We start from the raw sequence: 19,638 nt of genomic DNA, 5'->3' as shown, positions 1-19,638 counted from the left end.
AGCAGACGTGATCGGCCCTGGGGCCGGAGAAGGAGAGGGGGACGCGCCGACATGCCGACCTGCCCGAACGGACACCAGTCGGGTTCCGACGACTGGTGCGAGGTCTGTGGCCACCGCATGGCCGGTCCTGGCGCTCCCACGGGAGCCGTTCCGTCACCGCCTCCCCCACCGCCCTCCTACGGCTACCCGGGCCCGAGCGGCGATCCGAACGCCACCGCCCAGGCCGAGCTCTGCCCGCAGTGCCGTACGCCCCGTGAGGCCATGGCGCCCTTCTGCGAGGAGTGCCGGTTCAACTTCCTCACGAACACGGCCACGTCGTACACGCCGCTGGCCCCGCCGCGGCCGCCCGGCCTGAACCTCCCGCCGGGGTTCCAGTCGCAACCCGGGCCGCCCGCGCCGCCACCGCCGCACCAGGGACCGCCGCCGCACCAGGGGCCACCGCCCGGCCCGCCTCCGCACCAGGGGCCGCCCGCGCCGCCGCAGCAGCGTGACCCCTTCGAGTACCAGGGCTCGCGGCCGTCGCAGATGAACCGGCCCGCCGAGCCGCTGGGCCAGGACCAGTCCGGGCCGCAGCTGCCTCCGCAGGCGTTCCAGCAGGGCGGGCCGCCGCCCCCGCCGCCCGCGTTCCAGCAGTCCGGTCCGCCGGCTCCGCCCGCGCCGCCGAAGCCGCAGCACACGGGCGGGGGCGACGACTGGATGCTCTCGCCGCCGTCGCGCACGCAGTCGCCCCCGCCGCCCGCGTCCCAGAGCCCGCAGGCGACTCAGGGACCCCAGACACCCCAGGGGCAGCCGCAGGGGCCGGCGCCGTTCCAGCAGCAGGGCGGGCAGTTCCCGGGCGGGCCGGCTCCGGCGGGCTGGACGGCCGTGATCGGGCCCGACCGCGCGTACTTCATGGCGATGATGCAGCGCAGCGGCCCGGAGGCCAACGGGCTCAACCTGCCCGCGTACTCCCCCGAGCAGCGTCTGCCGCTCACCGGCACGCAGGTCACCATCGGCCGCCGCAGGCACTCGACAGGCGAGTCCCCGGACATCGACCTGTCCGTGCCGCCGGAGGACCCCGGTGTCTCGCACCAGCACGCGGTACTGGTCCAGCAGCCCGACGGCTCCTGGGCCGTCGTCGACCAGAACTCGACCAACGGCACCACGCTCAACGGCGCGGAGGACCCGATCCAGCCCTATGTCCCGGTCCCGCTGAACGACGGCGACCGGGTGCACGTCGGCGCCTGGACGACGATCACGCTGCGCCGCGCCTGAATCTCCCCTCCTCCGGACCGGCCCACCGGTCCGGGGGAGGCCACGCCCGAGCACGTCAGCCGAGCGGGCAGGTGAGATCGGGATGGTGCCGGTTCGGGCAGCACACCACGTTCAGCGAGACGATGCTGCCCGACCGGTTGTAGTACACCCAGCTCACATCGACGCCGACCGGCAGGACATCGAGCGCGTACTCCCGCTTCGTCTCCAGACTCGCGTACGCCTGCCGCCCGTCCTCGCGTTCCATCGTCGGGTTGTCGAGGAAGTGCTTCGTCATCCAGTCGAGGGCCGCCGTGGCGTCAGTCCACGTCCGCTCATGCGACGCCTGCCTGCGCTTCAGCAGCCAGTACCCGGACATCATGGGCGGCAGGTTCGAGGTAGGGAACTCGGCTGCGACCTCGCGATACCGCTGAAGAATGCGGATGGCCGTCTTACCTCGTCGGAAGCGGGAGGCGCGGGAGGGTCGGGGTACGGCGGCCGCCGGTCACCTTCCCGGTGGTAGCTGTCGGGCGATCCGATCCACGGGCCGTAGGCGTGAAAGTGTCCTGTCCAGGTCATGCGCGCCTCCCTGGGAGAAGGCGGGCCGTCCTCGCCAGTTGGAGGACGACCCGCCGGGGTTGAGATGTGTAGCAGGGTCAGGCGGTCAGACCCCGCCGCTTCACCCAGCCGAGGGCGAAGTCGTCCAGCTCGGACCCGGTGTAGCGCAGCTCCTTGCGAGCGCCCTCGGGCTTCGAGTCGCGGACGATGAACGAGTCGGCCGCGCCGGGGATCTCGGCGAAGTCGACGCAGCCCTCGGTGCAGGGGCAGCCGCAGAAGTTCGTCGTCGTCACGTCGCCGGCGACGGGCAGTTCGTAGAGGTTCCCCATGGGGTAGTCCTCCCTGGTGCAACTGCGTTGCGGGGATGCGGTCGCGCCATGGTTGAGAGCGGCACGACCAGGGGAAGGGGGCCTGTATGAGCATCGCCGAGAGGCGCAGGGCTCTGGGCTTCACCCAAGAGGGGTTCGCCTTCGCGGTGGGCGTCGACCGGCGCACCGTGGGCCGTTGGGAGCGGGGTACATCCAGGCCCCAGCCTCCCCAGCGGCCAAGGGTTGCCGAGGTGCTACAGATGGACCTCGAAAAACTCGACGCCTTGCTCGCCCCGGCCCAGGTGCTGCTGAAGCCCGAACAGTTACGGTCGAGCGCCGACGGCCCAAGGGACACAGACGAGATGATCCGACGCGAGTTTCTGCGCCTCATGGCGGTCTCAGGCGCGCTCGCCGCCGTCCCGATAGTCGAGGCCGACGCCTAGGAGGGCCCCGACGACTTCGGGCGCATGAACGGCCATCTGTGGCAGGTCTACCAGCTCGCGCGGACCAAGCACTCGGTGTACCCCGTGGTCCAGTCTCAACTCACCGCGCTGAACGATGCGCTGCGCAACGGGCGAGCCCAGACCGGCCCGCTGTGCATCGCGGCCGGAGGACTGTTCCAGCTTGCGGGCGAGTTGGCCTTCGACTCCAACCGGTACGACGATGCCGCCGCCTCGTACTCGCTGGCGGCGAGCGCGAGCAAGGAGGCCGGCGCGTACGACCTCTGGGCCTGCGCCCTCATCCGCAGTGCCTATGTGGACCTCTCGGAGCGTCGCTACAAGCGGGCCGCGGACACCCTTGGGGCCGCTCGCCGCGTCGCGCTGCGCGGGGATGGCAGCCTTGCGACGAAGCACTGGGCTGCCGCCGTCCAGGCCGAGGCGTACGCGTGGCTCGGCGACTTCGATGCCTGTGAAGAGGCGCTCGGCGAGGCAGAGAAGGTGGCCGACCTCGGTGGGCAGGTGTCCAACGGCGGCTGGCTGCGCTTCGACGGCTCACGCCTGGCGGAGGAGCGTGAAGCCCGGTACTTGCAGCTCAACCGGCTCGACCTTGCGGAGGCCGCCCTGACGGACGCGTTGAAGCTCGCGCCGCTCGCCCCCGGCCACTCCTTCCGGCGTCGTGGTGCGGTGCTCTCCGACCTGGCAGTCATCGGCGCCAAGCGGAAGGACTCCGAGCAGGTCCTGCACTACGCGGGCGAGGCCATCCGTCTGGCGCGAGCGTCCGGGTCCGGCTACGTCGCCCGTAGACTCCAACCTCTGACTGCCAAACTGGGCACCTTCGGGCGCGACCGGCGCATCGTCGAGTTGAGGGCCGAGATCGGCACCCTGACGGCATGACGAGAGGGGATGGCATGACCATCGAGGGCGCGCGGATCTTGGAGGAAGTAGTACCGGTACTGCCAACCAGATGAAGGCGCTCGCGGTTCTCGTCTGCGCCATGTTCTCGGCCCTCGCTGGGGTCGCGTGCGGCCATATCGCCGCTGCATGCGGTGCGTCCACGCTGGCCGGCATGTCGATGGGAGGCGGAGCGTTCAGACTGGTCTGCGGCCTCGGGCTCGTGGCCGTCAGTCTCTTCGACTTCACTGGCGGAGACGGCGCGACGGCCCCGCCAACTCGCAGCAGGGAGCGCCTTCGCCTTGATCAGCCCGCGGGGCACGCGCCGGTCGTGCAGTCCTCTCGCGCCCCCCCGGACCGGCCCACCGGTCCGGGGGGCGGCCGTGCTGCCGCCCGCGCGCGCCTGGCGTCAGGTGGGCGGGCCGAGCGGCCAGGCGTACGGGCCCTCGGGGTCGTCCAGCCAGGCCCACTGGTGGTCGCCGGTGACGGTGATCCCGAAGCGGGTGCGCTCGGGGCGGCGTTCGCGCTCCCAGAGGGACATGGCCTCGCGCGGGTCCAGGCTGCCCGCGGTCAGGCTCAGCAGGAAGCGGAACAGGTCGTTCTCGATCGCGCGCCGGGGCAGTCCGCCCGCGCGCGCCTCCGGTGGCATCAGCCCGCCGCGCAGCGGCACGAAGAAGGCCGACGTCAGCAGGAAGCGCCCCTCGGCGCTGCGCCCCTCCGGCCCCTCGCGCACCCGCAGCCGGATGACCCCGGTCGACAGCGGAGCGACGATCCGGGCGCCGGGGTTGCACTGCGGCAGCCACTCGCGCGGCACCGACGGCAGCGTGCAGGTCGCGATGACGCAGTCGAAGGGCGCGCGCTCCGGGCAGCCGCGCGCTCCGTCGCCGGTGACCACGGCGGGCCGGTAACCGGCGGCGGCCAGGTGCGTGCGGGCGGCCTCGGTGATCTCGGGGTCCAGGTCGACGGTGGTGACCGCCTCGTCGCCGAGGCGGTGCGCGAGCAGGGCCGCGTTGTATCCGGTGCCCGCGCCGATCTCCAGGACCCTGTCACCGTCGCGTACGCCGAGGGCCTGGAGCATCTCGGCCATCAGCGAGGGCTGGCTGGAGGAGGAGACGAGTTCGCCGTCCCGGACCCGGGTGGCGAGCGGCTGGTCCGCGTAGGCCCCGCGCAGCCAGCGGGCCTGCTGCTCGGGATCCGGGTCCTCGCACCACAGGCGTTCGTACGTGCCCACCCGGCCGATGAAGTAGTACGGCACAAACAGGTGCCGCGGCACCTCCTCGAAGGCGGCCCGCCACGCGGGGTCGGTCAGCTCGCCGGAGGCCACGATGCGGCGCACGAGAGCGGAGCGCGCCTCGGCGCCCGGCTCGGCGAATCGGTCCGCGTGTGCAGCCATGCCTCCACTCTCCTGCGCCCAGGACGCCGAGGCGAGCGCCCCCGCCGGGCGTGGCGGGCCCCGTCCTGGCGGGCAGGCCCGGGAGGGCGAGACCTAGGTGTATTGACCGGTGAGGTTGGGGACGCGGCTGGCGGGTGGTTTGCCTGCGAGCGCGGTGTGTCCGCGGTGGTGATTGCAGGGTGCAGCCATTGCGGGAACGCGTTGCGTCGTTCCTGCTCTGAGCGGTAGGGACGGGCGTAGGCCCATTCGTCGAGCAGGGTGCGGTTGAGGCGTTCGACCTTGCCGTTGGTCTGTGGCCGGTAGGGCCGGGTTCGCTTGTGGGCGATTCCGGCCGCCGCGAGGGTTTCCTGCCACAGGCGCGACTTGTAGCAGGCACCGTTGTCGGTCATGACTCGTTCGACGGTGATCCCGGCGCTGTGGAAGAACTCGTGGGCCCGTGCCCAGAAGGCGGTGGCGGTCTCCTTGCGCTCGTTGGTGAGGATCTCGCTGTAGGCGAGCCGGGAGTGGTCGTCGACGGCGGTGTGGATGTAGCTGTAGCCGGCGTTGTTGCGGGTCCTGCGGCCGGCCTGGCGGCCGATGCTTCGATGACCGCCGCCGTCGGGGATGTTGCCGAGCTTCTTGATGTCCACGTGCACCAGTTCGCCGGGCCTGTCGCGTTCGTAGCGGCGCATGACGCGGCCGGTGGCCCGGTCCAGGTGTGTCAGGCGGGCGAGGCGGTAGCGGGTGAGCACGCGGTGCACGGTGGAGGGGACCAGGCCCAGCAGGTGTGCGATGCGGGCCGGTCCCCAGCGGCGCGCGAGGCGGACCTTGATGATCCGGCGTTCGGTGCGGGTCGATGTCCTGCGGGTGCTGCTGTGCGGACGGCTGGAACGGTCGGTCATCCCGGCCTCGCCGAGAAGCCGGTAGCGGTCGGCCCACCGCTGGGCGGTGGTGGGTGAGACCTGGAAGCGTTCGGCGGCCCGGCGCAGGGGCCAGCCGTCCTCGACCACGCAGCGGGCAAGGCGCAGCCGTCCGGTCTCGGTCAGGGGTGCATTACGGTGGGGCACGAGGGCCTTCCTGGTCGGTGTAGACGTCGCAATCCACACCAGGCCAGAAGGCCCTCACCCATTTCAAGATCCCTCAGCCGAGACCTGCCTCACCCGTCCCCAACCTCCCCGGACAGAACACCTAGGGCTTCCGGCCTCGGTCGGGGCGTCTGAGAGCATGGAGGGTGCCGCATTCTCCGGGGGACGGCCCCCCGGCCCCCGGCCGACACCACTCGGGGCGTGCCAGAGACACATTGCGAGGCTCATCCAGGTGAACGAGATTCCGCACGGGACGCTTCAGGAGCAGACCTTCTACGAGCAGGTCGGCGGGGAGGAGACCTTCCGTCGCCTCGTCCACCGGTTCTACCGGGGCGTCGCCGAGGACCCGCTGCTGCGGCCGATGTACCCGGAGGAGGACCTCGGCCCCGCCGAGGAGCGGCTGGTGCTCTTCCTGATGCAGTACTGGGGCGGGCCGCGCACCTACAGCGACAACCGCGGCCACCCCCGGCTGCGGATGCGGCACGCCCCGTTCACCGTCGACCGGGCGGCGCACGACGCGTGGCTGCGGCACATGCGGGTGGCGGTCGACGAGCTCGGCCTGTCCGAGGAGCACGAGCGGCAGCTCTGGGACTACCTCACCTACGCCGCGGCCTCCATGGTCAACACCCCGGACCAGTAGCCTGCCGAGCCGCGCCGCGCCAGGCCGAGCCGGGCGGCGCCGAGCTACGCCGCGCCTTCGGCGCGGAATCCGATCCTCCGTCGCCGGATAACGGTCACGATCAGATCAAGGTCGGGCTGCAAGCGGTTTCCACGGACCGGTGTCCTCTGAAACCATCTCGCCAGGGTGGCTTCGGGGAGAATCCGGCTGGTGGGGGACGTGTGACGGGGTTCGTACTACTGCGCGTCGGAGCGCACCGTCTGCTGATCGCCGCGGCCCTGCTCGCCGTCGTCCTGACGACCTGCGTGCTCGCCGCGCTCACCGCGTTCTCCGGCTCGGTCGGCGACGCCGCGCTGCGCCACACGCTCGGCGGCCGGGAGGCGGCGAACGCCTCGCTGGTCGTCACCGCCCAGGTCGCCGACGAGCGGCGCGCGTCCGCCCACGAGGCCGTCGTCCGCAGCGCGCGGACGACGTTCGACGGGCTGCCGGTCACCGTACGGAGGCTGGAGCGCTCGGGGCCGTACGCGCTGCCGCGTTCCCTCGCGGTCGCGGCCGCGGACTTCCTCGTCGTCGACGGCTCCCGGCTGACCCACCGCGCGCCCACCGCCCTGCTCGCCACCGGCGACGCGGTGAACGGGCAGGAGCTGCGGGCCGCCGTACGCAGCCTGGACGAGGACCTCACCGTACGGCTGCGGGCCGAGGCACGGGCCTCCTTCACCGACTCGCCCCTGCAGTCGGGCGCGGAGCGCATCTACGCGGCCGCGATCGGCGCGGGCGCGGGGTACGCCGTCCTGGCACTGCTGCTGTCGCTGCTGCAGTCCGCACCGGAACGCACCACGCTCCTCGCCAGGCTGCGCACCATGGGCCTGACCACCCGTCAGGGGCGGCAGCTGCTGGGCCTCGAAGCGCTCCCCCCGGCGCTGCTCGCCGCGTCCGGCGGCGTACTCGTCGGCCTGGCCACGATCCGGCTGCTCGCTCCCGGTGTCGATCTGGTCCGCCTGGCGCTGGCCGCCGCACCGGGCGTCGCGCCGGTGGACGGCGCCGGCCTCCGCGCCGATGCCTGGTCGCTGGCGCTGCCCGCGGCCGGCGTGGTGCTGCTGACCGCGGCGGTCGCCGGGGCGCAGGCCTGGTGGACGGGGCGCCGCGGATCCGTCAACGAACTCAGGGCAGGAGACATGCGATGACCGACACGACCCTGGAGGAACTCGAACGCCGGGTCGCCGCCCGGCGCGAGCGGCCCTCGTACGGGCACGACGCGCTGATCACCTGCGACCGGCTGGTCCGGGTGTTCTCCACGGACGGCGTCGAGGTGCAGGCCCTGCAGGGGCTCCACCTCCTGGTGAAGGAGGGCGAGTTGATGGCCCTGGTCGGCGCGTCGGGCAGCGGCAAGTCGACCCTGATGAACATCCTCGCCGGTCTCGACGTGCCCACCGCGGGCGCGGCGCGCGTCGCGGGCTGCGACCTGCTCGCCATGGACGCCAAGGCCCGGCTGCGTTACCGCCGCGAGGTGGTCGGCTTCGTCTGGCAGCAGACGGCCCGGAACCTGCTGCCGTACCTGACGGCGGCACAGCACGTCGCGCTGCCGATGCAGTTGCGGGGCCGGAGCCGGCGCAAGGCGGAGCGCGTCCAGGAGCTGCTGGCCATGCTCGGCGTCGCGGAATGCGCGGAGCGCCGTCCGCGGCAGCTGTCCGGCGGCCAGCAGCAGCGTGTCGCGATCGCCGTCGCGCTCGCGAACAACCCCTCGGTCCTGCTCGCCGATGAGCCCACGGGCGAGCTGGACTCGGCGACCGGCGAACAGGTCTTCGCCGCGTTCCGCCGCGCGAACGAAGAGCTGGGCACGACGATCGTGATCGTCACCCACGACCAGGCGGTCGCGAGCGAGGTCCGCCGCACGGTCGCCATCCGCGACGGCCGCACCTCCTCCGAGGTGCTGCGCCGCACGGAGGTCGACGCGGCGACGGGCGAGGAATCGGTGGTGGCCCGCGAGTACGCGATGCTGGACCGCGCCGGCCGCCTCCAGCTCCCGGCCGAGTACACGTCGGCCCTGGGCATGGCGGACCGCGTGGCCCTGCAACTGGAACCGGACCACATCTCCCTCTGGCCGGACACGCCGCCACCCGCGCCCTGAGCCCCCATGCCCTCACGCGCGGTGCAGCGGCCGCGCACGGGCAGCCGCACCCAGGTACCCGCCCGCACGCGCCGCGCAGCGGCCGCGGACCCGGGGGTCACGGGGGCGGAGCCCCCGGATCCCGTCAGGGTTTCGGGGAGGGGCGGGGCGGGGAAGCCGCACGCCGGCCACGGAACGCCCCGCGCAGCAGGCGCGGACCGACGCACGCGCCGCGAAGCAGCCGGTGCCGGGCGGTCACGGGGCGCAGCCCCGAGTCCCGTCAAGCTTCCGGGAAGGGGTGAGGTGGGGGGAACCGCACCGCGGGGCGCGGGCACCGGGCACCGGGCACCGGGCACGCGCCGACAGCGGCCGCGGGTCAGCGCACGTGCCGCGCAGCGGCCGGGGACCCGGGGGTCACGGGGGCGGAGCCCCCGGGTCCCGTCAGGGTTTCGGGGAGGGGCGGGGTGGGGAAAGCGCACCGCGGGCCGGGCCACAGGGGCCCCGGGGGCCAAGCCCCCGGGCGTCAAGACGTCGGCCGCACCGGCGTCACGCTCAACCCGCCCAGCCCATTCGTCCGCACCGCCACCGACCCGAACGGCGTCCGCAGCCGCAGCCACGTACCCGCCGCCAGCAGCGCCACCGGCACTCCCGGGCGCAGGAAGCCGAGCGACTGCGCCGCGTGGACCGCGCGCAGCGGCAGGCCCGTGCCGCCCACCGTCCGCGACCAGATCTCGCGGCCGATGCGGTCCCGCTCGGCGCGCGTGCGCCGCTCCACCGGCAGCGCCTCGTCCCGCGCGCGGAACTCCGCGACGGCCGCCGCCACCGCGCCCCGCATCGCGTGCACGTCCGGCAGTCCCGCCAGCTCGCGCCAGCCGCCGCGCGGCGGCAGCACGCCGGCCCAGGGCGGCCCGGTCACGGCGCCGGGCACCGTGAACCGCGCGCCGCCCAGCGACTCCAGCAACTCCCCCGCCGACACGGTGACGTCGAGCTCGACGGGCTCGGCCAGCCGCGCCGTACGGATCGCGAGCACCTCGAAGGAGGGCGGGCGTCCGAACACGGCGAGCGCACCACTGCCGGCCTGCAGCCTGACCGCGGCGGCGCGGTCGTAGTGGATCAGCCGGGCGAGGAAGGCGGCGAGGTCGTCCGCCTCCCTCGCGTCGGCGAGGTGCAGGCTCTGCACGGGTACGGACATGGGCACGGTCATGCGACGAGGGCGCCCTCGGGCTTCTCGTCCCGGGCATCCCCGGCGGCGGCGCCGCTCCCGGCGCCGTCGTCGAGATACTTCTGCAGGAACGACTTCTCCTCCGCGCTGATCCGGCGCGGCCTGCCCTCGGCCAGGTTGTAGGGGACGACGACGGTCGAGGCCCGCACGTACACCTGCGCGGGGTCGTCCGCCTCCTTCACCTCGTAGGCGATGGTCAGCGACGCCGCCGCGATCCGGGTCACCCACGACTCGATGACCACCGGCTCGTGCCGGTGGACCAGCGGCCGCACGTAGTCGATCTCGTGGCGGGCGACCACCGATCCGCCGGAGAAGGACGGCGAACCGTCCCCCGGCGCCAGCCGGAACATGAAGTCGATCCGCGCCTCTTCCAGATACCGCAGGAAGACGACGTTGTTGACGTGCCCGAAGGCGTCCATGTCCGACCAGCGCAGGGGACAGCGGTAGATGTGGCGAGCCATGCGCTGCCTCAGCCCCGGGTGAGCTTCTTGTAGGTGGCGCGGTGCGGACGAGCCGCGTCCGGGCCGAGACGCTCGATCTTGTTCTTCTCGTACGACTCGAAGTTGCCCTCGAACCAGAACCACTTGGAGTCGCCCTCGTACGCCAGGATGTGCGTGGCGACGCGGTCGAGGAACCAGCGGTCGTGGGAGACGACCACGGCCGCGCCGGGGAACTCCAGCAGCGCGTTCTCCAGGGAGGACAGGGTCTCCACGTCGAGGTCGTTGGTCGGCTCGTCGAGGAGCAGCAGGTTGCCGCCCTGCTTGAGGGTGAGCGCGAGGTTCAGTCGGTTGCGCTCACCGCCGGAGAGGACCCCGGCCGGCTTCTGCTGGTCCGGGCCCTTGAAGCCGAAGGCGCTGACGTAGGCGCGGGACGGCATCTCGACCTGGCCGACGTTGATGTAGTCCAGCTCGTCGGAGACGACGGCCCACAGCGTCTTCTTGGCGTCGATGTTGGCACGGCTCTGGTCGACGTACGAGATCTTGACGGTCTCGCCGACCTTGATCGTGCCCGAGTCCGGCTTCTCCAGGCCCTGGATCATCTTGAACAGGGTGGTCTTGCCGGCGCCGTTCGGGCCGATGACGCCGACGATGCCGTTGCGCGGGAGCGTGAAGGACAGGTCGTCGATGAGGACCTTGTCGCCGAACGCCTTGTTCAGGTTCTCGACCTCGACGACGACGGAGCCCAGGCGCGGGCCCGGCGGGATCTGGATCTCCTCGAAGTCCAGCTTCCGCATCTTGTCGGCCTCGGCGGCCATCTCCTCGTAACGCGCCAGACGGGCCTTGGACTTGGCCTGCCGCCCCTTCGCGTTGGAGCGGACCCACTCCAGCTCTTCCTTGAGGCGCTTCTGCCGCTTGGCGTCCTTCTGGCCCTCGACCTTGAGGCGGGCGGCCTTGTTCTCCAGGTACGTGGAGTAGTTGCCCTCGTACGGGTGGGCGCGGCCGCGGTCGAGCTCGAGGATCCACTCGGCGACGTTGTCGAGGAAGTAACGGTCGTGGGTGATGGCGACGACGGTGCCGGCGTACTTGGCGAGGTGCGCCTCCAGCCACTGCACCGACTCGGCGTCGAGGTGGTTGGTGGGCTCGTCGAGGAGCAGCAGGTCGGGGGCCTCGAGGAGCAGCTTGCACAGGGCGACGCGGCGCTTCTCACCACCGGAGAGGTTGGTGACGGGCCAGTCGGCGGGCGGGCAGCCGAGGGCGTCCATGGCCTGCTCGAGCTGGGCGTCGAGATCCCACGCATTGGCGTGGTCCAGCTCCTCCTGGAGCTTGCCCATCTCCTCCATCAGCTCGTCCGTGTACTCGGTCGCCATCTGCTCGGCGATCTCGTTGAAACGGTCGAGCTTGCCCTTGACCTCGGCGACGCCCTGCTGGACGTTCTCCAGGACGGTCTTGGACTCGTCGAGCGGCGGCTCCTGCAGGAGGATGCCGACGGAGTAGCCGGGCGAGAGGAACGCGTCACCGTTGGACGGCTGCTCCAGGCCGGCCATGATCTTCAGCACGGTGGACTTACCGGCGCCGTTGGGGCCGACCACACCGATCTTCGCACCGGGCAGGAAGCTCAGCGTCACGTCATCGAGGATGACCTTGTCGCCGTGCGCCTTGCGCGTCTTGCGCATCGTGTAGATGTACTCAGCCAAGAGAAACCGTCCGGCAAGCAGTGGGTGGGCAGATACACCCATCTTGCCGTACGCCGCCCCCTGGACGGAAACCACGGCTCCCGGCCGACCTGTGTGCGGCCCCCCAGGCCCCGGCCGCAGCCCGCACACCCACTGTGAGCGGCCCCGCGCAGGGCGACGAGGCACGCGCGAAGGGCCCGGCACGTCACCCGTGCCGGGCCCCTCCCTCAGCGCAGTGTCACACTGCGCTGTCGTTCACTCACTCACCGGCGGCCGACGCCTTCTTGCGGAGGAAGAACACCGCGCCGCCGCCGACCAGCAGCAGCACGATCGCGATACCCGCGATCATCGGCGTGGCGCTGGAGCCACCGGTCGCGGCCAGGTCGCCCTCGCCACCCTCGGAGCCCGCGGACGTGCCGCCGGCGGACGCCGGGCTGGGCTGGGACGACGGGGTCTCGGTGCCCGGCTTCGGCGTGCCCGCGGTCTTGCAGTCCAGGACGCCCTTGAAGTTCTTCTCGAAGCCACCGGGGCCGGTGATCGTGAAGTCGTACGCCTGGTCCTCGGCGACCGGCACGGTCACGGTCCGGGACTCCCCGGCCGGGACGGTGTGCTTGATGCCGGCCAGCTCGAAGGTGAACGGCGAGTCACCCTTGTTGCCCGCCGTGATGTCCACGCCGCCCTTGGCGCAGTTCTTCTCGGCGGTGACGGACGGGATCGCGCCCGTCTTCGCCCAGATCGCGGTCGCGGTCGCGGAGACCGTGGACTGGCTGGACCCGGCCAGGATCTGGGTCTGGCTCTTGCTCGCGCTGGCGAACGCGCGTCCCACCGGCACCGACATGGTCGCCTGGGCGGTCAGCGAGGCCGTCCCGTCGGCGGTGCCCGCGGGAACGTCGAAGTACAGATTGCTGCCGTTGACCGCGGAGGTGAGCGGCTTGCCCGCCTCGTCCGTGATCTTGACGCCGCTGGCGGCGGCGTCGGCCGGCGGCGTGACGGTGACCTGGCCGGCGTCGGTGCGCACCGTCACCGGGCCGATCCGGCTGCCGGCCTTGCCCGAGACCGCGTTCGGCTCGAGGCTCAGCGAGGCCTTGGGCTCGGCGACGTCCTTCGCGGACTTCTCCAGCCAGTCGGCCAGCTTCTCGGCCGCGGGGTCGACCGCCGTGACATCGGCGCCGTCCGAGAAGCGCCAGATGGCGACCTGGGTGCCGGCCGCCGCGGTCTCGGCGGTCAGCGACCCGGCCTCCGCGCCCTTGGCCAGCGCGGCCAGGTCGTCGACCTGCGGGTAAGAGTGCTGGAGGATCCAGCGGATCTTGCCCGCGTCCTTGTTGGTGCGCAGCGACGTCTGGTCCCAGGGGGTCTCCAGGTACTTGGCCTGGTTCTGGGTCGGGTTGTGGATGTCGATGCAGTACGTCTTCAGCTGGCCGCCGCCTTCGACGGTCATCTCGAAGAGCCCGGCGGAGATCTCCTGATCCTCGCCGTCGTTGTGCAGCAGAGCCTTGTCGAACGTCTTCAGCCCGTCGAGGGTGGCGACAGCGCCCCCCTGGTGCTGAGTGCCGTCGTCGTCGGCGGCGGCCATGCCCGCGCCGGCGAGGGAGCCTGTGACGATCAGGCCCGAGACGAGGGCCGCCGCGGCAAGACGCGCGGCGCGCCGCCTGCGTACGGCAGACGCAGAGAACACAGCAAACACAGCAGAATTCCCCTCTGGGCGAGACGCTTCGCGTGTGACGCGTGGGGGAAGTGTCTCGCCGGCTAACTCAAGTGCCCCATGAGTACGCGGGAATCCTATGGACGGCGCGCAGCCCGGTCCCCCGTCATGTCATCTGATAACCATTCCGACTCGTAATCGTTATGACGGCCGGTCAATTCACGCCCGGATCACCCTTTTTACGGCCCTCGTCCACTGCGGCGCGTAACCGACTGCGGCCCCAACTCCCCCTCACAGGACGGCAACTGGCTTCCTCGCCTGCCGGGCCGTGCCCGGCTCCTGCGGCGCGCCCGGCTCCTCGCGCCGGGCCGCCGGCACCGCGTCGCTCCTCGCCACCCGCCGGAACGCCGCGGTCCCGCGCGTCAGGTCGTGCCCCGCCGCCAGCGCGTCGATGTCCACGAAGGTCCGCCGCCTGCCGTCGCCGTCCTCCTCGCGCACCTTCAACCTGCCGTGCACCACAAGCGGTTCGCCCACGGAGACGGAACCGGCCAGGTTCGCCGCGAGGGACCGCCAGGCGAAGACCGTGTAGAAGCTCGTCGGCCCGTCCGTCCAGGTGCCGCTCTGCCGGTCCCACCGCCGCGACGGCACCGCGAAACGAAATCGCGCCATCCCTCCCGTGGCCGTTTCCCTGTACTCCACATTCGTGGCCACATTCCCGACCACCGTCACCATGGTGTCGTTCATGACGGTCACCTCCCCGTCCGGTCGCATTGCCCGATCGCTGACTTCCGGGTTCCATGCTGGACAGGACGGGACAAGACCCGTGGACGGCTGTGGACAGGCGATGCGTTGTGGACAACTCCGTCACCCGATCCGGGTACGCACCCTTCCGTGCCCCGACCCCGGCCGTGCCGGCCCCGACACGGTCGCGTACTGCTCCCGCACCTCGCGGTAGCGCATGAGTTCCGCCGAGATCGGGTCGAGCACCCTGGCCCTGCCGCACCCGGCGGCCGCGTCCTGGAGCCTGCGTCTGACGTCCTGTCCGTATCTCCGCGCGGGACCCTTGGCCGCCGCCGCGCATGCCCACTCCACCAGCGGGCCGCCCACGATGCCCGCGAGCATCACCAGCACCGGGGGGATGAGTCCCGGCTCCAGCACGCCGACGATCTGGCCCACCAGCCATAGTCCGCCGAAGACCTGAAGCAGCGTCATCGACGCTTGGGCCAGTACGGCGGCCGGCCACCACCCCGGGCGCTGCGGCCGTCCGCTCGTCGCCGCCGCCTCGTGCGCCGCCAGCTCGTCCAGTGCTTCGGGCAGCCCCTGGGCGCCCCGTACCGCCGCCTCGCGCACCGCCTGTCCCCACGGGGCGGGCAGCCCGCGCGACGCCTCGCCGGCGACCGTGCGCACCGCCTGCTCGACCCGCTGGCGCGCGGTCAGTTCCTCCTCCACCGGAGCGGCGGGCGGCTCCAGGGCCGCCCCCGGCATGCGTGTGCGCTCGTACCAGCGCCACAGCCGCAGCCAGGGCGTTCCGCACGCCCGCGACGCGTTCCTGCGCCACTCGCGCTCAGCGGCCTCGCCGGCCGCCGTCGCGCCGATCGCGTCCGCGAGCCGGGCCGAGAAGTCGTCGCGGGCGCGCTCGTCGAGGCCCGCCCGGCCGTCGGCGACGTACACGGAGCGCAGCTTCGCCGCTGCCGCGTCCACGTCCGCGGACAGCCGCAGCGCCGCCGCCTCGCGCCTCTGCACGAACGCGCCGATCATCTCGCGCAGTTCGCCCACGCCCTCGCCGGTGAGCGCGGACAGCGCGAGAACGGTGGCACCCGGTTCGCCGTGCTCGCCCAGCGCCATGCCGTCCTCGTCGAGGAGCCGCCGCAGGTCGTCCAGGACCTGGTCGGCGGCCTCGCCGGGGAGCCGGTCGATCTGGTTGAGCACCACGAACGTGATCTCGGCGTGCCCGGCGAGCGGCCTCAGGTAGCGCTCGTGCAGGGCGGCGTCCGCGTACTTCTCGGGGTCGACGACCCAGATCACGGCGTCGACGAGCGCGAGCACCCGGTCGACCTGCTCCCGGTGCTGCACGAGGGCCGAGTCGTGGTCGGGCAGGTCGACCAGCACCAGCCCCTGCAACTCCTCGTCCCCGTCGCCGCCCGCGAGCGGCCTGCGGCACAGCCTGCCCGGGATGGCGAGCCGGTCCAGCAGTCCGGCGGCGCCGTCCGACCAGGTGCAGGCGATGGGCGCCGACGTGGTCGGCCTGCGCAGCCCGGTCTCCGCGATGCGCACCCCGGCGAGCGCGTTGAACAGGGTCGACTTGCCGCTGCCGGTCGCGCCGGCGATGGCGACCACCGTGTGGCGGGAGGAGAGCCGCTGGCGGGCGGCGGCCTCGTCGAGGACCCGGCCGGCCTCCGCGAGTGTGCGGCCGTCCAGGCGTGCCTGGGAGAGCCCGAGCAGTTCACGCAGCGCGTTCAGGCGGTCGCGCAGCGGCCCGCCGTAGGCTCCGCCGACCGGCAGGTGGTCGTCGCTACCCCGCGAGTCGTGGCCGGCCTCCCCGTCGCCGGGTTCCGCGTCGTCCGGGTCCGGTTCGGCGGACCGCGGCTCGGCCCGACGCGCGATGAGCCCGTCGTCCCATCGGTCACCGGCCCGGCTCCCGGCGGCCGTCCCGTTCCCGGCACGCCCCACAGCGCCGTCCACTTGCTCACGGACAGCCTCGTCGACGGTCTTGGCGACGGCCTCGTTCCCCGTCTCGTTCTGGTCGTCGGTGACGGCGGTCACCCGCGCTCACCTCTCCTTCTGCAGTAGGGACAGCGCGGCGATCAGCTCGGCCTGCGGCTCGGGGGTCACGTGCAGAGCGTCCAGGGGCGCCAGGCGGCGGTCCCGTTCGCCGTGCAGGACGGCGTCGATGAACGTCGAGACCACTTCGCCGCCCTTGTCGCGCAGCCGCAGCGCGCCCTGGGCGCCCATGCGTTCGGCCAGCCGGTCCCCCGCGCCGCGGGCGCGGCGGCCGCCGAGCAGCGCGGTGGCGAGCAGCGCGGCCACGGTCTCCGCGTCGGGGGCGGCGTTGCGCTCCATCCCCCGAACCTCCTCCTCGGCGATCTCCTCGAGGACCCGCCGCCAGCGGCGCACCGCCATCCAGATCCGCTCGCTCGTCTCCAGGTCGAGGCGGCGGCGCGGGGCGACGGCCGCCGCGGCGGGCTCGCGCCGCCAGGCGCTCTGCACCTGCTCGTCGGCGGCGGCGACGGCGCACTGCAGGAGGGCGGCCAGGCTGGCGACGAGCGCGTCGAGGACTTCCGCCGCCGTGCTGTCGCGGGGGTAGCCGCGCCAACGGGTGCGCGCGTCCCCGGCGAGCACGGCACCGGCACGCAACTGCCCCCGCACGCGCTCACGCTGCTTCTCGTACGCCTCCTCCACGGCGGCCGTGAGCCGTACGGCCGCCGCGTACTGGGCCGCGACCGCGCTCGCGAGCTCCGGCATCCGCGCGTCCAGGGAGGCGAGCACGCCGTCCGCGGTGCGTCCGAGCGCCTGCTGGCGCGCGGCCGGGTCCTGCGCCCGGTGCGCCAGCCAGGACAGCAGGGGCGCGACGGCGGTGGTGGGCAGCAGCCCGTTGCCGGCGCCCGCGGACTCGGGCAGCTCGGGGATCGTGAACCGCGGCACATGGCCGAGCCCAGCCTTGGTCAGCAGCGCCGCGTACTGGCGGGAGACCTCGTCGACGACCTGGTGCGGCACCCGGTCCAGCACGGTGATCAGCGTGGCGTCGTACTCCTTCGCCGTACGCAGCAGGTGCCACGGCACGGCGTCCGCATAGCGCGAGGCGGTGGTCACCATGACCCATACGTCGGCGGCGCAGATCAACTCGGCGGCCAGCACGCGGTTCTCCACGACGAGCGAGTCGATGTCGGGCGCGTCGAGGAGGGCGAGGCCGCGCGGGAGGCTGGAGGCGGTCTCGATCCGCAGCACCTTCTCGGCCAGGGCCTGTTTGCCGGGCCCGCGCCGCCGCCCGGCCTCGTCCCGCTCTCCCTCCTCCTCCCCGTGCCCCTGCCCCTGCTCCTCGGCCGGGGGCATCCAGACCCGGCTGAGCTCCGGGAGCACCCGCATGCCGGCGAACCAGTGGTGGTCGTCGGGGTGGCAGACGAGCACGGGCGTCCGTGTGGTGGGCCGCAGTACACCCGCCTCGCTGACCTTCCTGCCCACAAGGGAGTTGACGAGTGTGGACTTCCCGGCGCCGGTGGATCCGCCGATCACGGCGAGCAGCGGGGCGGCGGGGTCCTTGAGGCGAGGCACCAGATAGTCGTCGAGCTGCGCGAGCAGCTCGACACGTGTCTGCCGGGCGCGCGACGCGCCGTGAAGGGGGAGAGGCAGACGCACGGCGGCGACACGGTCGCGCAGGGCGGAAAGTGCGTCGATCAGCTGAGGCCGTGCATCCAAGGTCACCACATGCGAAGAATGCCCAATTTGATCGGCTTTTTGAAGCGTATGGGCCTCTCTGCGCGCCGATCGGACAGACGGGATACATGGGATGAGTGGGACGCAGGCATAACGAGTGCACAACACCCGTGACGCCAGGAGTCAAAAAGCGATGCACGAATGGCACCTGCCTGCGATTATCGGTCTCGCTTCACCGAACCTCCACATCGTGCCACGCAGGTGAGGCAGCCGGGCCAAGGTGATCGGAGCCCTATCCTTGATCCCGGCAGGCCGGACGACCCGAGCGGGACTCCTGGCCGCGGCCGCTTCCGGCCCCCGTAGCTCAGTGGATAGAGCAGGCGCCTTCTAAGCGCTTGGCCGCAGGTTCGAGTCCTGCCGGGGGCGCACAGCCCGCACCACCGCAAGGCCCTCCCATCGGGGAGGGCCTTTTTGCGCTCGCCGGGGAGACAGTAATGGGCGGGCGGTAGAGGACGCGTAAGTGCCGGGCGGGTCTCAGTGGGTGGCGCAGCGCAGCCTTGCGCGGCTAACGGCGTTAGTCTTACGCTCGGCATACTCGGCTAACGCCGTTAGCCACCCGTCCGCCCGGAGGCCCCGTGCACGTCGTCCGCACCCGCATCGACATCGCCGCCCCTGCGTCCCGCGTCTGGCAGGTGCTCACCGACTTCGACGCCTACCCGCAGTGGAACCCCTTCATCGTCAGCGCCACGGGGGTGGCTGAAGCGGGGGCAGTACTGGAGAACGTCATCGTCAACAACGGCTCCACCATGCGTTTCCGCCCCACGGTCCTGGCCGCCGTACCCGGGCGGGAGCTGCGTTGGATCGGGCGGTTGGTGGGTCCGCGGTCTTCTCGACGGGGAGCACTCCTTCGTGATCGAGGAGACCGGGCCCAAGAGCGTACGGCTCACCCATGCCGAGACCTTCACCGGTGCCCTCGTGGCCCTGCCCTTCGTACGCCGTAAGCTCGACGTCCGTGACGCCTTCGGCGCCATGAACACCGCCCTCAAGCAGCGAGCCGAGCAGTGACCGACCAGCCCGACCGTTCCCCGCGCAGCCCGCGCGCCGCGCAGATCGTCGCCGCCGCGCGGGAGGTGCTGGAAGAGCACGGGCGTGACGCACTCACCATGCGCGCCCTCGCCGAACGTCTCGGCATCCGCGCGCCTTCCCTCTACAAGCACTTCCGCAACAAGGAAGCCGTGGAAGCGGCCCTCGTGGAGGACGGGCTCGCCGGCATGGGCACCGCCCTGCACGCCGCCCTGCGCACGGCGTCACCCACCGGCCGGGTACGGGCGCTCCTGGCCGCGTACCGGGGGCACGCGCTCGCCCACCCGGGTCTCTACCGCCTCACCACCGCCGGTCCCCTGCCTCGCGCGGCCCTGCCCGCGGGGCTGGAGGAGTGGGCCGGCCGCCCGTTCTTCCTCGCCACCGAGGACCCGCACCTCGCCCAGGCCCTGTGGTCGTACGCGCACGGGATGGTCGTCCTCGAACTCGACCGCCGCTACCCGAGCGGCTCCGATCTCGACCTGACGTGGGAGGCCGGGGCCCGTGCCTTCACGGCGCAAGCCGGGTAGGCGCCCGCAGTTCGCGGGGCCGAGGCGTCGTCGCAGCACGGTCCGGCGCCGGGACGGCGGCATTAGGACC

At 72.4% G+C, this 19,638-nt stretch carries 17 protein-coding genes, 1 tRNA gene and 3 pseudogenes; 10 read left to right on the top strand and 11 right to left on the bottom strand.

Annotation, left to right across the window (positions count from 1 at the left end):
* Nucleotides 1-51: 51 nt before the first annotated feature.
* On the top strand, nucleotides 52-1,254 hold the full coding sequence (locus tag ACLB9X_RS18315) for an FHA domain-containing protein (protein WP_410361439.1): 1,203 nt from the start codon (nucleotides 52-54) through the stop codon (nucleotides 1,252-1,254).
* Nucleotides 1,255-1,309: 55 nt separating this feature from the next.
* Here the strand turns inward: ACLB9X_RS18315 and ACLB9X_RS18310 are convergent, their stop codons facing one another.
* Complete coding sequence (locus ACLB9X_RS18310) at nucleotides 1,310-1,612, bottom strand: hypothetical protein (RefSeq protein WP_410361438.1); 303 nt, start codon at nucleotides 1,610-1,612, stop codon at nucleotides 1,310-1,312.
* 274 nt (nucleotides 1,613-1,886) lie between these two features.
* Complete coding sequence (locus ACLB9X_RS18305) at nucleotides 1,887-2,117, bottom strand: DUF397 domain-containing protein (protein ID WP_410361437.1); 231 nt, start codon at nucleotides 2,115-2,117, stop codon at nucleotides 1,887-1,889.
* Between the two features lie 86 nt (nucleotides 2,118-2,203).
* On the opposite strand from ACLB9X_RS18305, the gene ACLB9X_RS18300 reads away from it, so the two are divergent.
* Together ACLB9X_RS18300 and ACLB9X_RS18295 are read left to right on the top strand one after the other, a co-directional pair.
* The gene (locus tag ACLB9X_RS18300) at nucleotides 2,204-2,539 is read left to right on the top strand and encodes a helix-turn-helix transcriptional regulator (protein WP_410361436.1); all 336 of its coding nucleotides are present in this window, start codon (nucleotides 2,204-2,206) and stop codon (nucleotides 2,537-2,539) included.
* Between the two features lie 24 nt (nucleotides 2,540-2,563).
* Nucleotides 2,564-3,430, top strand: coding sequence for a transcriptional regulator (locus ACLB9X_RS18295; RefSeq protein ID WP_410361435.1), 867 nt, complete (start codon nucleotides 2,564-2,566; stop codon nucleotides 3,428-3,430).
* Between the two features lie 406 nt (nucleotides 3,431-3,836).
* Here the strand turns inward: ACLB9X_RS18295 and ACLB9X_RS18290 are convergent, their stop codons facing one another.
* Complete coding sequence (locus tag ACLB9X_RS18290) at nucleotides 3,837-4,820, bottom strand: methyltransferase domain-containing protein (RefSeq protein WP_410361434.1); 984 nt, start codon at nucleotides 4,818-4,820, stop codon at nucleotides 3,837-3,839.
* Between the two features lie 93 nt (nucleotides 4,821-4,913).
* Nucleotides 4,914-5,866 (bottom strand): annotated as a pseudogene (locus ACLB9X_RS18285) (IS481 family transposase).
* A gap of 250 nt (nucleotides 5,867-6,116) precedes the next feature.
* Between ACLB9X_RS18285 and ACLB9X_RS18280 the strand changes: the two are divergent.
* The 3 genes and pseudogenes from ACLB9X_RS18280 to ACLB9X_RS18270 all read left to right on the top strand — a co-directional run bounded on the left by ACLB9X_RS18280 (nucleotide 6,117) and on the right by ACLB9X_RS18270 (nucleotide 8,631).
* Nucleotides 6,117-6,524 carry a globin gene (locus ACLB9X_RS18280; protein WP_410361433.1) on the top strand — a complete coding sequence of 136 codons (408 nt, stop codon included), beginning with the start codon at nucleotides 6,117-6,119 and terminating at the stop codon, nucleotides 6,522-6,524.
* Nucleotides 6,525-7,036: 512 nt separating this feature from the next.
* Nucleotides 7,037-7,687, top strand: a pseudogene (locus ACLB9X_RS18275) (FtsX-like permease family protein); the annotation flags it as partial.
* Entirely contained in the window at nucleotides 7,684-8,631 is a 948-nt protein-coding gene (locus tag ACLB9X_RS18270) for an ABC transporter ATP-binding protein (RefSeq protein WP_410361432.1), read from the top strand. The pseudogene ACLB9X_RS18275 and the gene ACLB9X_RS18270, both read left to right, overlap by 4 nt.
* Nucleotides 8,632-9,133: 502 nt before the next feature.
* Here the strand turns inward: ACLB9X_RS18270 and ACLB9X_RS18265 are convergent.
* The 7 genes from ACLB9X_RS18265 to ACLB9X_RS18235 form a co-directional block, all read right to left on the bottom strand.
* Nucleotides 9,134-9,802, bottom strand: a complete 669-nt coding sequence (locus ACLB9X_RS18265; protein ID WP_410361471.1) for a hypothetical protein — start codon at nucleotides 9,800-9,802, stop codon at nucleotides 9,134-9,136.
* An 8-nt stretch (nucleotides 9,803-9,810) separates the two neighbouring features.
* On the bottom strand, nucleotides 9,811-10,293 hold the full coding sequence (locus ACLB9X_RS18260) for an acyl-CoA thioesterase (RefSeq protein ID WP_410361431.1): 483 nt from the start codon (nucleotides 10,291-10,293) through the stop codon (nucleotides 9,811-9,813).
* Between the two features lie 8 nt (nucleotides 10,294-10,301).
* Nucleotides 10,302-11,966 (bottom strand): energy-dependent translational throttle protein EttA, encoded by a 1,665-nt coding sequence (ettA, locus tag ACLB9X_RS18255; RefSeq protein ID WP_365990518.1) that lies wholly within the window; start codon nucleotides 11,964-11,966, stop codon nucleotides 10,302-10,304.
* Between the two features lie 238 nt (nucleotides 11,967-12,204).
* Nucleotides 12,205-13,620 (bottom strand): Cys-Gln thioester bond-forming surface protein, encoded by a 1,416-nt coding sequence (locus ACLB9X_RS18250; RefSeq protein ID WP_410361430.1) that lies wholly within the window; start codon nucleotides 13,618-13,620, stop codon nucleotides 12,205-12,207.
* 258 nt (nucleotides 13,621-13,878) lie between these two features.
* Nucleotides 13,879-14,331 carry a single-stranded DNA-binding protein gene (locus tag ACLB9X_RS18245; RefSeq protein ID WP_410361429.1) on the bottom strand — a complete coding sequence of 151 codons (453 nt, stop codon included), beginning with the start codon at nucleotides 14,329-14,331 and terminating at the stop codon, nucleotides 13,879-13,881.
* 120 nt (nucleotides 14,332-14,451) lie between these two features.
* Nucleotides 14,452-16,350 (bottom strand): GTPase, encoded by a 1,899-nt coding sequence (locus tag ACLB9X_RS18240; RefSeq protein WP_410361428.1) that lies wholly within the window; start codon nucleotides 16,348-16,350, stop codon nucleotides 14,452-14,454.
* A gap of 6 nt (nucleotides 16,351-16,356) precedes the next feature.
* Nucleotides 16,357-18,000 (bottom strand): dynamin family protein, encoded by a 1,644-nt coding sequence (locus ACLB9X_RS18235; protein WP_410361427.1) that lies wholly within the window; start codon nucleotides 17,998-18,000, stop codon nucleotides 16,357-16,359.
* A 311-nt stretch (nucleotides 18,001-18,311) separates the two neighbouring features.
* Between ACLB9X_RS18235 and ACLB9X_RS18230 the strand changes: the two genes are divergently transcribed.
* The 4 genes and pseudogenes from ACLB9X_RS18230 (at nucleotide 18,312) to ACLB9X_RS18215 (ending at nucleotide 19,568) form a co-directional block, all read left to right on the top strand.
* Nucleotides 18,312-18,384: transfer RNA gene (locus ACLB9X_RS18230), tRNA-Arg, on the top strand.
* Nucleotides 18,385-18,593: 209 nt separating this feature from the next.
* Nucleotides 18,594-18,815: pseudogene (locus ACLB9X_RS18225) on the top strand (SRPBCC family protein); the annotation flags it as partial.
* A gap of 52 nt (nucleotides 18,816-18,867) precedes the next feature.
* On the top strand, nucleotides 18,868-19,023 hold the full coding sequence (locus ACLB9X_RS18220; RefSeq protein ID WP_410361474.1) for a hypothetical protein: 156 nt from the start codon (nucleotides 18,868-18,870) through the stop codon (nucleotides 19,021-19,023).
* Nucleotides 19,020-19,568: a TetR/AcrR family transcriptional regulator gene (locus tag ACLB9X_RS18215; protein WP_410361426.1), complete on the top strand. Its 549-nt coding sequence runs from the start codon at nucleotides 19,020-19,022 to the stop codon at nucleotides 19,566-19,568. The genes ACLB9X_RS18220 and ACLB9X_RS18215 overlap by 4 nt, the downstream gene beginning before the upstream one ends.
* Nucleotides 19,569-19,638 lie beyond the last annotated feature (70 nt).

The organism is Streptomyces sp. 5K101 (genome assembly GCF_046506645.1).
Lineage (GTDB): Bacteria > Actinomycetota > Actinomycetes > Streptomycetales > Streptomycetaceae > Streptomyces.
The sequence above is the reverse complement of the archived record's forward strand: the minus strand, read 5'-3'. Positions and strand labels throughout refer to the sequence as shown.

Excerpts from the sequence above, each read along its gene's own strand:
- ACLB9X_RS18290 (WP_410361434.1), bottom strand. The coding sequence starts at position 4,820 with ATGGCTGCACACGCGGACCGATTCGCCGAGCCGGGCGCCGAGGCGCGC.
- ACLB9X_RS18260 (WP_410361431.1), bottom strand. The coding sequence starts at position 10,293 with ATGGCTCGCCACATCTACCGCTGTCCCCTGCGCTGGTCGGACATGGAC.
- ACLB9X_RS18300 (WP_410361436.1), top strand. The coding sequence starts at position 2,204 with ATGAGCATCGCCGAGAGGCGCAGGGCTCTGGGCTTCACCCAAGAGGGG.
- ACLB9X_RS18295 (WP_410361435.1), top strand. The coding sequence starts at position 2,564 with ATGAACGGCCATCTGTGGCAGGTCTACCAGCTCGCGCGGACCAAGCAC.
- ACLB9X_RS18245 (WP_410361429.1), bottom strand. The coding sequence starts at position 14,331 with ATGAACGACACCATGGTGACGGTGGTCGGGAATGTGGCCACGAATGTG.
- ACLB9X_RS18265 (WP_410361471.1), bottom strand. The coding sequence starts at position 9,802 with ATGTCCGTACCCGTGCAGAGCCTGCACCTCGCCGACGCGAGGGAGGCG.
- ACLB9X_RS18305 (WP_410361437.1), bottom strand. The coding sequence starts at position 2,117 with ATGGGGAACCTCTACGAACTGCCCGTCGCCGGCGACGTGACGACGACG.
- ACLB9X_RS18315 (WP_410361439.1), top strand. The coding sequence starts at position 52 with ATGCCGACCTGCCCGAACGGACACCAGTCGGGTTCCGACGACTGGTGC.
- ACLB9X_RS18270 (WP_410361432.1), top strand. The coding sequence starts at position 7,684 with ATGACCGACACGACCCTGGAGGAACTCGAACGCCGGGTCGCCGCCCGG.
- ACLB9X_RS18310 (WP_410361438.1), bottom strand. The coding sequence starts at position 1,612 with ATGATGTCCGGGTACTGGCTGCTGAAGCGCAGGCAGGCGTCGCATGAG.